The organism is Pseudomonas sp. PDM02, from assembly GCF_014852285.1.
Taxonomy (GTDB): Bacteria; Pseudomonadota; Gammaproteobacteria; order Pseudomonadales; family Pseudomonadaceae; genus Aquipseudomonas; species Aquipseudomonas migulae.
Genome location: NZ_JACVBL010000010.1, coordinates 199,081 through 210,907, shown reverse-complemented (window position 1 = coordinate 210,907; position 11,827 = coordinate 199,081). Strand labels below are relative to the sequence as shown.

General features: G+C 60.6%; 9 protein-coding genes. 6 read left to right on the top strand and 3 right to left on the bottom strand.

Annotated elements, in window-relative coordinates:
* Window positions 1-56 precede the first annotated feature (56 nt).
* The 3 genes from IB245_RS19235 to IB245_RS19225 form a co-directional block, all read right to left on the bottom strand.
* Window positions 57-776 carry an IclR family transcriptional regulator gene (locus IB245_RS19235; RefSeq protein ID WP_192228364.1) on the bottom strand — a complete coding sequence of 240 codons (720 nt, stop codon included), beginning with the start codon at window positions 774-776 and terminating at the stop codon, window positions 57-59.
* Between the two features lie 309 nt (window positions 777-1,085).
* Entirely contained in the window at window positions 1,086-2,201 is a 1,116-nt protein-coding gene (locus tag IB245_RS19230; protein ID WP_192228363.1) for a Gfo/Idh/MocA family protein, read from the bottom strand.
* 135 nt (window positions 2,202-2,336) lie between these two features.
* On the bottom strand, window positions 2,337-3,257 hold the full coding sequence (locus IB245_RS19225; RefSeq protein ID WP_008039123.1) for a MurR/RpiR family transcriptional regulator: 921 nt from the start codon (window positions 3,255-3,257) through the stop codon (window positions 2,337-2,339).
* A 322-nt stretch (window positions 3,258-3,579) separates the two neighbouring features.
* Here IB245_RS19225 and IB245_RS19220 point away from each other — a divergent pair, with 322 nt between their 5' ends.
* The 6 genes from IB245_RS19220 (at window position 3,580) to iolD (ending at window position 11,817) form a co-directional block, all read left to right on the top strand.
* Window positions 3,580-5,517: a bifunctional 5-dehydro-2-deoxygluconokinase/5-dehydro-2-deoxyphosphogluconate aldolase gene (locus IB245_RS19220; RefSeq protein WP_192228362.1), complete on the top strand. Its 1,938-nt coding sequence runs from the start codon at window positions 3,580-3,582 to the stop codon at window positions 5,515-5,517.
* A 136-nt stretch (window positions 5,518-5,653) separates the two neighbouring features.
* A complete protein-coding gene (gene iolE, locus IB245_RS19215; RefSeq protein ID WP_008039119.1) occupies window positions 5,654-6,547 on the top strand; it encodes a myo-inosose-2 dehydratase in 894 nt (297 codons plus the stop codon).
* Entirely contained in the window at window positions 6,544-7,353 is an 810-nt protein-coding gene (gene iolB / locus IB245_RS19210; RefSeq protein WP_008039118.1) for a 5-deoxy-glucuronate isomerase, read from the top strand. Before iolE ends, iolB begins: the two co-directional genes overlap by 4 nt.
* Window positions 7,354-7,383: 30 nt before the next feature.
* Window positions 7,384-8,886 (top strand): CoA-acylating methylmalonate-semialdehyde dehydrogenase, encoded by a 1,503-nt coding sequence (locus tag IB245_RS19205; protein ID WP_192228361.1) that lies wholly within the window; start codon window positions 7,384-7,386, stop codon window positions 8,884-8,886.
* 25 nt (window positions 8,887-8,911) lie between these two features.
* Window positions 8,912-9,733: a TIM barrel protein gene (locus tag IB245_RS19200; protein WP_192228360.1), complete on the top strand. Its 822-nt coding sequence runs from the start codon at window positions 8,912-8,914 to the stop codon at window positions 9,731-9,733.
* Between the two features lie 152 nt (window positions 9,734-9,885).
* Window positions 9,886-11,817 (top strand): 3D-(3,5/4)-trihydroxycyclohexane-1,2-dione acylhydrolase (decyclizing), encoded by a 1,932-nt coding sequence (gene iolD / locus IB245_RS19195; RefSeq protein WP_192228359.1) that lies wholly within the window; start codon window positions 9,886-9,888, stop codon window positions 11,815-11,817.
* Window positions 11,818-11,827: the final 10 nt, after the last annotated feature.

Sequence of the window (11,827 nt, the reverse complement as noted above, 5' to 3'; positions counted from 1 at the left end):
AACGCGATGATCCCGACGATTGCTTTTCAAGGGAATATGCCCCAGGCCATTGGCGGTTAAAGTTTGAGCATGTCGAACATTTCGCGCATGGCGTGGTTCGCCAACGTGCACAACGCTGTCTTGGGCAAGCGTGAGGCGGGCGCGGCAACACCGAGCGCCGCCACCACGCGACCTTGCAAGCGCAGGGGCAGGGCGACGCAGTTAAGCCCCGGCTCGGCTTCTTCAAGGTCTAACGCGTAGCCATGGGTGACGATACCGGCCAACTCGATTTCCAGTTCCGCAGGCAGCAAGTCCGCTCGACGCAGACTGCGGCGCAGGTCCTCGTCAAAGGCCAGGAATATTTTACCGATGGCCGAGGTGGTCAGCCCGGCGCGACGCCCGCGCGGGCTTGCAACGCGCAAGTTGCCGCTGCCTTCCAGGGCATCCATGTAGAGGTATTCGCGGGTGCCACAGGGCGCTGCGAGGAAACAGGTTTCACCACTGCGTTCGGCCAGCATGCGCAGCGCAGGGGCAAAGGCTTCACGCAGCAACGCATCGGCGTCGCTCAACGGTTGAGCGATTTCGCGCAGGCGCAAACCCAACGCATAGTGAGTGCCACGGCGGGCAATGTAGCCCATGGCGGCCAGTGTATTGAGCAGGCCGTGCAAGGTGCTCTTGTGCAGGCCGGATTGCGCCGCAAGGTCCACCAAGCGGATTTCGCCCCCTGCCGCCGCGATGGTTTCAAGGATCATCATCGCGCGCTCGACGGACTGTATGCCTTTGTTCTCGTTGATCATGTGAAAGACGTTCGTTGGCCAGTAATGAGTCTGAGGTCCACGAGGAATAGTGCCTCGTGGTTCGGTGAAAGCCCATGAGTCGCAGGATTATCCACGCTGACAGGATTGGGCAGCAGTCCTGATCATCCGGGGGGCTTGATGCTGGCGTGAAGGTGGCCGGAGCGATTGGCGGGGAAAGTTTGATGATGTCGGAGTTTAGCGCGGGTGATTGTCTGCGCCGGTCGCAAAACGCCCGCAGCACGCAGAACAATTGTGGGAGCGAACAGGCTCGCTCCCACAGGAATTGGCGTTCTTCAACGCCTATTGCGATCAGACCTCGCTGATGTTGACCCAGCGCTGTTCCCGCGCCGCCAGTCGAATCGCCGTCGCCAGTCGCTCCACTTCAAAGGCTTGCTCGAAATCGGTGCCGGCTTGTCCGTGGCCGGCCAAGGCCATGATCAGCTCATGCACTTCCAGCGTCTTCAACTCGTTGTAGCCCAACTGATGCCCTGGCGCTGGACTGAACGCTGCGTAACCGGGCAAGTCCGGTCCGGCGAGTAAACGCTGGAAACCGTCCTGGCCGGCGCGGCACAGGCGTAACTCATTCAAGCGTTCCTGATCGAACGCCAGGGTGCCTCGGGTACCGCTGATCTCGAAGCTCAGATGATTCTTGTAGCCGTGCTTGAGCCAACTGCTGCTGAAGGTGCCACGGGCGCCGCTGGCAAAGCGCAGCAAGGCATGGGCGTGATCGTCAACAGCAATGCTGCGTTGATCCTGGCTACCGGCCGTGACCGGGCGCTGGCGGTGCACAGTCTGGGAGTCGGCGCACACCGCTTCGACATTACCCAACAGATGGCGCGCCATGGCGAGCAAGTGACTGCCCAGATCCGCCAATGCCCCGCCGGCATGCCCGGCCTCACAGCGCCACGACCAGGGGGACGCTGGATCGGCCATGAAATCTTCGCTGAATTCGCCTTGAAAACTGATGATCTCGCCGAGTTCGCCGCTCAGAATCAATTCACGTGCCAGGCCAATGATCGGGTTGTGCTGGTAGTTGTAGCCGACACGGGTGACCACGCCGGCATCCTTGGCCGCCACGTGCATGGCATTCGCCTGTTCAAGGTTCACCGCCAGCGGTTTTTCGCAGTACACCGCCTTGCCGGCGGCAAGAGCGGCCATGGCCATCGGGTAGTGCAGATGGTTGGGGGTGGTGATGGCGATCAGGTTGACCTTGGGGTCGTCGATCAATTGCTGCCAGTCGCCATGGGCCTGCTCAAAGCCCCAGGCAGTGGCGCATGCTTGCGCACGAACGGGATCGGCGTCGGCCAGGGCGGCGAGGCGAAGCGTGAAGGGCAGTTCGAATGCCGCACTGACGTTGCGAAAGGCCAAGGCATGGGCACGGCCCATGAAACCCGTGCCGATAAGTCCGATTCCGAGTTCGCGCATGACAGGATCCTTTGGATTCTTGTTTTCAGAGATCCAATTTATAGAATAAATATTCTCTTGTTTCAATTTTTAGAATAAATATTTACACGCGATCGCTGAGTCGCCGTATACGGAACCGTAACACCTGTGTCCGGGTCAGTCGTCGAACCCGACCTGTTCGTGAATCTCATCGACCTTCAACTCCAGTCGATAGGCCACGGCGATAAACAGCGCCTGACACAGGCACAGGGTCGCACTCAATGAACGGAACGCAAACGAACTGCCTTCGTTGACCAGCAGCAGGGTGTTGGCGCGCTTGGCCAGGGGCGAGAGATTGCTGTCGGTGATGATCAGGGTTTTCGCCTGATGATGCTGGGCGATGCGCAGGCAGTGCTGGGTTTCCTTGCCGTATGGCGTGAAGCTGATGGCGATCACCAGGTCATTGGCGCGTACGCTGCGCATCTGCTCGCGGTAGCTGCCGCCGAGCCCAGACACCAAATGAATGCGCTTGTTGGTGTGTTGCAGGTTGTAGACCAGGTAATCGGCTACCGCGAACGAACGACGCACGCCGACCACGTAGATGTTGTCGGCGTTGACCACCAGGTCCACGGCCTTGTCGAAGGCCTGGTCATCGAGTTCCAGCCCCAGTCGCTCGATGCCCGACAGGGTCGCGTCGATGCACTCGCGCGCCAGGTCGCCGCCGCTGGCTTTCTGCGACTTGTTGGCGATCATGCTGCGAATGCGCTGCTGGTAGTTCTGTACCGGCGTGGTTTTGTGGGTATACGCCTCGCGGAACAGTGCCTGCATTTCGCTGAAACCGCTGAAGCCGAAACGCTGGGAAAACCGCACGATGGCCGACGGGTGCACTTCGCACTCGCGAGCGATGTCGCTGATGCGGTCGACCATGATCCGGTCGCTCTGCTGGCTCATGTAACTGGCAATGCGTTTGAGCTGGCGCGGCAGGCTTTCGTATTCATTGGTGATCAGCTGCAGCAGGCGCTCGGCATTGATCGGGGGGCTGACAAGATCGCTCTCGGGCGTGCTCTCGGTCGTATCCGGCTGATCGGTGCGGGACATAAGGAATCCTTCTGGCTTGTTCTTGGCTTGTTCTTACTAGCGACGATGTTTCACCGCGTCCCAGGACAATAGGTTGGCTGTGCGCAGTCTACAGGGTAGGCCCGAACAAAATCATGAGCTTGCAGTAGTGTGAGGCTTGCTGAAACGATGCACCGCGTCTGGAGTGCTTGTAATGAAGCTTATTGGAAAAAATATTCCACGTAAAAATTATTTGGAATAATTATTGATTATTCGGTCCCGGTCGTTTTAGTCTGCATCCACCAAGAGTGTTCGGCACGGTCATCGTCCTGAACACAGGCTGATAAAAATAACAGGAGCCAGCATGGGCCAGACTCGTTTTGCCAGTGGACGCCAATTGGATCTGATTTGCCTGGGGCGACTGGGTGTCGACCTCTATGCGCAGCAAGTCGGGGCGCGGTTGGAGGATGTGAGCAGCTTCGCCAAGTACCTCGGTGGATCGTCCGCCAACATCGCTTTCGGCACCGCCCGGTTGGGGCTCAAGTCGGCGATGCTGAGCCGGGTAGGGGACGACCACATGGGACGTTTCCTGGTCGAATCCCTGGCCCGCGAAGGCTGCGACACCAGCGGTATCAACGTTGATCCGGAGCACCTGACGGCGATGGTGTTGCTCGGCCTCAAGGACCGCGAGACCTTTCCTTTGGTGTTCTATCGCGAAAACTGCGCCGACATGGCGCTACGGGCCGAAGACATCAGCGAAGCCTTTATCGCCTCCAGCAAAGCCTTGCTGATCACCGGCACGCATTTCTCCACCGACGGCGTCTACAAGGCGAGTATCCAGGCGCTGGACTACGCCGAAAAACACAACGTCAAACGGGTTCTGGACATCGACTACCGCCCGGTCCTGTGGGGGCTTGCCGGCAAGGCCGACGGCGAAACCCGGTTCATTGCCGACCAGAACGTCAGTCAGCATGTGCAGAAAATCCTCCCGCGTTTCGATCTTATTGTCGGCACCGAAGAAGAGTTTCTGATTGCCGGTGGTTCCGAGGACTTGCTCACCGCGCTGCGCAACGTCCGTCGATTGAGCGACGCGACCCTGGTGGTCAAACTCGGTCCGCAAGGCTGCACGGTGATTCACGGGATGATCCCGGAGCGTCTGGAAGATGGCGCGATTTATCCCGGTGTGCGGGTCGAAGTGCTGAACGTGCTGGGGGCCGGTGATGCCTTTATGGCCGGCTTCCTCAGCGGTTGGCTGGAGGATGCCAGCGACGAGCATTGCTGCCGGTTGGCCAATGCCTGCGGTGGCCTGGTGGTGTCACGCCATGCCTGCGCCCCGGCGATGCCGACCCGTGCCGAGCTCGATTACCTGTTCAACAGTCCGGTGCCGATTACCCGGCCGGATCAGGACGCCACGTTGCAACGCCTGCATCAGGTCAGTGTGTCGCGCAAGCCGTGGAAGCAACTGTTCATCTTTGCCTTCGACCATCGCTGGCAACTGGTGGAACTGGCGCAAAAGGGCGGTCGCGACCTCGGCGTCATCAGCGAACTCAAACAGCTCTTTATCAAAGCCGTGGAGCGGGTCGAAAGCGATTTGCGCGAGCAGGGCATCGAGGCCGATGTCGGGCTGCTGGCGGACCAGCGTTTCGGCCAGGACTCGCTGAACGCGGCCACCGGTCGTGGCTGGTGGGTGGCGCGGCCGGTCGAGATACAAAACTCCCGTCCACTGGCCTTCGAACACGGGCGTTCGATCGGCAGCAACCTGATTGCCTGGCCGCAAGAGCAAATCATCAAATGCCTGGTGCAATTTCACCCGGACGACGAGCCAATGCTACGCCTGGAGCAGGAAGCGCAGATCAAGGGTTTGTACCAGGCGTCGCAAGTCAGCGGTCATGAACTGCTGCTGGAAATCATCCCGCCCAAGGATCATCCCTCGACGCACCCGGACGTGTTGTATCGCGCGCTCAAGCGCCTCTACAACCTGGGCATCTACCCGGCGTGGTGGAAGATCGAAGCCCAGAGCGCCGAGGAGTGGAAGCAACTCGACGAGCTGATCCAGGAGCGCGATCCGTACTGCCGAGGCGTGGTGTTGCTGGGCTTGAATGCCCCGGCGGCGACATTGGCCGAAGGGTTTCAACAGGCGAGCCAGAGCCGGACCTGTCGCGGTTTTGCCGTGGGGCGAACTATTTTCCAGGAGCCAAGCCGTGCGTGGCTGGCCGGGGAAATCGACGACGAGGCGCTGATTCGACAGGTGCAGGGCACGTTTGTCGAATTGATCGATGCCTGGCGCACCGCCCGGGCTTGACGCGACACCGCGTTATCGTTGTTCGCGGGCAAGCCTCGCTCCTACAGATCACCGTAGCTTCCCGTAGGAGCGAGGCTTGCCCGCGAAGGCGGCCTCAGATTCAACGGAAATTCAGAAAACAATAAAAGGTGCAGCCATGCCCGCTATCCGAATTGGCATCAACCCGATCTCCTGGAGCAACGACGACCTGCCGTCCCTCGGTGGCGAGACGCCGCTGAGCACCGCCCTCGGCGAAGGCAAGGAGATCGGCTACGAAGGCTTCGAACTCAACGGCAAATTCCCCAAGGACGCCAAAGGCGTTGGCGATGTACTGCGCCCGTATGACCTGGCGCTGGTGTCCGGCTGGTATTCCAGTCGCCTGGCACGCCGCTCCGTGGCTGAGGAAATCGACGCCATTGCCAGCCATGTCGAGCTGCTGGCGAAGAACGGCGCCAAGGTGCTGGTTTACGGTGAAGTCGCCGATTCCATTCAAGGGCAACGTATTCCTCTGGTCGAACGCCCGCGTTTTCACACCGAACAGGCGTGGCAGGAATACGCTGACAAACTGACCGAGCTGGCGCGCTTCACCCTGTCGCAGGGTGTACGCCTGGCGTATCACCACCATATGGGCGCCTACGTCGAATCCCCGTCGGACATCGACACCCTGATGACGTTGACCGGCAGTGAAGTTGGCCTGCTGTTCGATTCGGGTCATTGCTACATGGGGGGCGGTGAACCCTTGCAGGTGCTGCGCAAACACATCTCACGCATTTGCCACGTGCATTTCAAGGACGTGCGCAAACCGGTAGTGCAGTTGGCGCGCAACAATCTGTGGAGCTTCCCGGACTGCATCATCAACGGCACCTTCACCGTGCCGGGAGATGGCGACATCGACTTCGCCGAACTGCTCGACGTGCTGCTGGCGGCCGATTACCAGGGCTGGCTGGTGGTCGAGGCCGAGCAGGACCCGGCGGTGGCCCCGAGTTACGTCTATGCCAAAAAAGGCTTCGACACCTTGCGTGCGCTGCTCGACGAGAGGACGGCACGATGAGCCTGCTGGTCAAAAGCAATGCCCGTGGCCGGACCATGGTCGAGTTGGGCAAAGGTGAGCTTGAATACGTCGGTTTCGCCGCTTACCGCTTGAGCCTCGGCGAAACCCTGCCGGTCTCTGCCGGTGACAAGGAATTGTGCCTGGTGCTGCTCAGCGGGCGGGTCGGCATCAAGGGTGAAACGCCGGGGCAGGGCGTGTTCGACTGGGACAACCTTGGGGATCGTCAGTCGGTGTTTGAAGACAAATCCCCGTTCGCCGCGTACTTGCCGCCCGGCAGTCAGGCCCGGATTGTCGCGTTGAGTGATGTGCAGATCGCCGTTTGCGCGGCGCCCGGTGCGCCAACCGAGAACCTCGGCCCACGGCTGATCAAACCCGAGACCATGAAACGCAGCGTGCGCGGCAAGGGCGCCAATACCCGTTACGTCTGCGACATCCTGCCGGACACCGAGCCGGCCCATTCGCTGCTGGTGGTGGAAGTGCGCACGCCTTCGGGGCACTCGTCGAGCTACCCGCCGCACAAGCACGACACCGACGATCTGCCGCACCAGAGCTTTCTCGAAGAAACCTATTACCACCAGATCAACCCGCCCCAGGGCTTCGTGTTCCAACGGGTCTACACCGACGATCGCAGCATCGATCAGGCCATGGCCGTGGAAAACAACGACCTTGTGGTCGTGCCCAAGGGTTATCACCCGGTCAGTGTGCCGTACGGCTACGAGTCGTATTACCTGAACGTGATGGCGGGCCCGAAACGCGTCTGGCAATTCCATAACGATCCGCAGCACAGCTGGCTGCTGGATCTCTGAATTCCAACTTCTGCACGGAGAACAAGCACAATGAGCGACGCCCAGGTTGTAGGTCATTACATCGATGGTCAGGTGCAAGACAGCGGCAGTGAAAGGTTCAGCAACGTCTTCAACCCGGCCACCGGCAGCGTTCAGGCGCGGGTCGTGCTGGCCAGCCAGAAGACCGTGGACCAGGCTGTCGCCTCGGCCCTGAAAGCCTTCCCGGCCTGGTCCGAGCAATCTTCCCTGCGGCGTTCGCGGGTGATGTTCAAGTTCAAGGAACTGCTCGACCGCCATCACGATGAGCTGGCGGAAATCATCAGCCGCGAACACGGCAAGGTCTTCTCCGACGCCAAGGGTGAAGTCACCCGTGGCATCGAAATCGTCGAATACGCCTGCGGTGCGCCGAACCTGCTGAAAACCGAGTTCAGCGACAACATTGGCGGCGGCATCGACAACTGGAACCTGCGTCAGCCGCTCGGTGTTTGCGCCGGGGTTACACCGTTCAACTTCCCGGTGATGGTGCCGCTGTGGATGATCCCGCTGGCGCTGGTCACGGGTAACTGCTTCATCCTCAAGCCGTCCGAGCGCGATCCGTCCGCCAGTTTGCTGATGGCCCGCCTGCTGACCGAAGCCGGTTTGCCGGACGGTGTGTTCAATGTGGTCCAGGGTGACAAGACGGCGGTCGACGCCTTGCTGCAACACCCGGACATCGAAGCGATTTCGTTTGTCGGTTCAACGCCGATCGCTGAGTACATCCACCAGCAGGCGACCTCGCGTGGCAAGCGTGTACAGGCGCTGGGCGGGGCGAAGAACCACATGATCGTCATGCCCGATGCGGATCTGGATCAAGCGGCGGATGCCCTGATCGGCGCCGCTTATGGTTCGGCCGGTGAGCGCTGCATGGCGATTTCGATTGCCGTGGCAGTCGGTGATGTGGGGGACCGGCTGATTGCCAAACTGCTACCGCGCATCGATCAGTTGAAAGTCGGCAATGGCCTGCAGGGTGACACCGACATGGGGCCATTGGTCACCGCCGAACACAAGGCCAAGGTTGAAGGCTTCATCGATCAGGGCGTGGCCCAGGGCGCGCAACTGATCGTTGACGGGCGCAACTTCAAGGTGCCGGGTGCCGAGAATGGCTTCTTTGTCGGCGCGACGCTGTTCGACAACGTCACGACCGGGATGAGCATCTACCAGCAGGAAATTTTCGGGCCGGTGCTGGGCATCGTTCGCGTGCCGGATTTCGCCAGTGCCGTGGCCCTGATCAACGCCCATGAGTTCGGCAACGGCGTGTCGTGTTTTACCAGCGACGGCGGGATTGCTCGTGCCTTTGCGCGCAGCATCAAGGTCGGCATGGTCGGCATCAACGTGCCGATTCCGGTACCCATGGCCTGGCATTCGTTCGGCGGCTGGAAGCGCTCGCTGTTCGGCGACCACCATGCCTACGGCGAGGAAGGCATCCGCTTCTACAGCCGCTATAAAAGCGTGATGCAGCGCTGGCCCGACAGCATCGCCAAGGGCCCGGAATTCAGCATGCCGACGGCCAAATAATTCACCTGTGCGGAGAACAACAATAATGAGCAAACCGCTGCGTTTCGCCTTGAACCGTATGGTCGCCCCACGCTTGTCCCTGCCTGCGTTCATCGAGTTGGCGGTGACCCTCAAGGCCGACGCCATTGAAATCCGCAACGACCTCAAGGGCATCGAGATAGAGGACGGGACCGCGCCCGGGCACGTCCGGGAATTGTGTGCGGCCCAAGGCGTCACCGTGCTGTCGATCAACGCGTTGTATCCGTTTGATGTGTGGAATGACGAGCGCCGTGCGCAGGCGTTGAAACTCGCCGCTTACGCACGTGATTGTGGCGCGCAGGGGTTGGTCATGTGCCCGTTGAACGACCGGGCCGATCCGCGCAGCGAGGCCGAACGCGCTTCGGGCCTGCGCACGGCGTTGAGTCAGCTGGCGCCGATCCTGCGCGATCACGGCATCCTCGGTTTCATCGAACCGCTGGGCTTCGAAGACTGTTCGTTGCGGCGCAAACGCACGGCGGTCGATGCGATCAAGGCCATCGGCGGGCTGGATGTGTTCCGTCTGGTGCACGACACCTTTCATCATCACCTGGCCGGTGAACAGGAGTTTTTCCCTGAGTTGACCGGGCTGGTGCACATCTCCGGCGTCGAGGATACCGAAGCGCCGTTGACGACCATCCGCGATGGCCATCGGGTGCTGGTGGGCGAGGGCGACATTCTCGGCAACGCGGTGCAGATCGAGACCTTGCTCGGCAGCGGCTACAGCGGCTACCTGTCGTTCGAACCGTTTGCCGACAGCGTGCATGGGCTGGTGGATATCGAGCAGGCGATCGGCGCGAGCATGGATCACCTGCAAAAATCCCTGGGCTGACATCGTTCGTCAGCCTAATGGAGGTCCAATGTGGGAGCGGGCTTGCTCGCGAAAGAGGTGTGTCAGGCGACATAAATATTGAATGTGCCGCCGCTTTCGCGAGCAAGCCCGCTCCCACAGGGATCGGATTGCATTCACAAAAAGGTGCAAGCATGACCACTACAAGACTGACCATGGCTCAGGCCCTGGTGAAATTCCTCGATAACCAGTACATCGAGGTCGATGGGGTTCAGAGCAAATTCGTCGCCGGGATATTTACCATCTTCGGCCACGGCAACGTGCTGGGTCTGGGGCAAGCCCTGGAGCAGGACAGCGGCGACCTGATCGTCCATCAGGGCCGCAACGAACAAGGCATGGCCCACGCCGCCATCGGGTTCGCCAAGCAGCATCTGCGACGCAAGATCTACGCCTGTACTTCGTCGGTGGGGCCAGGCGCGGCGAACATGCTGACCGCTGCCGCCACCGCGACAGCCAACCGCATTCCCTTGCTGTTGTTGCCGGGTGATGTCTACGCCTGCCGCCAGCCAGACCCGGTGCTGCAACAGATCGAGCAGTTCCACGACCTGAGCATCAGCACCAACGATGCGTTCAAGGCCGTGAGCAAATACTGGGATCGCATCAACCGTCCCGAGCAACTGATGACCGCCGCGATTCACGCCATGCGCGTGCTCACCGACCCCGCTGAAACCGGTGCGGTAACCCTGGCCTTACCGCAAGACGTGCAAGCCGAAGCCTACGACTACCCCGATTACTTCCTGCAAAAACGCGTGCACCGCATCGAGCGCCGTCCGGCGACCGAAGCGATGCTCGACGATGCCGTGGCGTTGTTCAAAGGCAAGCGCAAACCGCTGATCATCTGCGGCGGCGGAGTTAAATACTCTGGCGCCAACGCGGCGTTACAGGCCTTTGCCGAGCGCTTCGACATTCCCTTTGCCGAAACCCAGGCCGGCAAAAGCGCGGTGGTCTCCAGCCATGCCCTGAACGTCGGCGGCATCGGTGAGACCGGCTGTTTGGCTGCGAACCTGCTGGCCAGGGATGCAGATCTGATCATCGGTATCGGAACTCGTTACAGCGACTTCACTACCGCGTCGAAATCCTTGTTCCAGCACCCTGAAGTGCAATTCCTCAACCTCAATATCAGCCCGTGCGATGCTCTGAAGCTCGACGGCGTGCAACTACTGGCGGACGCCCGGACCGGTTTGCAGGCGCTGGCCGAAGCGCTGGGCGACTACCGCTCCGGTTGGGGTGATCAACCCCGTCAAGCCAGGGCGCAGCTGGATGAGGAAGTCGATCGCCTTTATCAGATCGAATACCAGACCCAGGACTTCACCCCGGAAATCAACGATCACCTGGACCCGGCAGTGTTGCGCGAATTCATCGAGTTGACCGGCTCGTGCCTGACCCAGAGCCGCGTACTCGGCGTGCTCAATGAAACCCTCGCGGATGACGCGGTGATCGTTGCCGCCGCCGGCAGCCTGCCGGGTGACTTGCAGCGCAGCTGGCGCAGCAAAGGCGTGAACACCTATCACGTCGAGTACGGATATTCGTGCATGGGCTATGAGATCAATGCCGCATTGGGGGTGAAACTCGCCGAGCCTGAGCGCGAGGTCTATGCGCTGGTGGGCGATGGCTCCTACATGATGTTGCACTCGGAATTGGCGACCTCGATTCAGGAGCGACGCAAGATCAACGTGGTGCTGCTCGACAACATGACCTTCGGCTGCATCAACAACCTGCAGATGGGCAACGGCATGGACAGCTTCGCTACCGAGTTCCGTTACCGCAACCCGCAAACCGGCAAGCTCGACGGCGGTTTTGTGCCGGTGGATTTCGCCATGAGCGCGGCGGCCTATGGCTGCAAGACCTACAAAGTGAACACCGTTGAAGAGTTGCACGCCGCATTGGCGGATGCGCGCTTGCAGACCGTGTCGACCCTGATCGATATCAAGGTCCTGCCCAAAACCATGATTCACGGCTACCTGTCCTGGTGGCGGGTCGGCGTGGCGCAAGTCTCCACCAGCGCCCGCACCGATGCGGTGGCCAAGACCCTGAACGAACGACTGGCCAAGGCCCGTCAGTACTGATTGCCCTGAA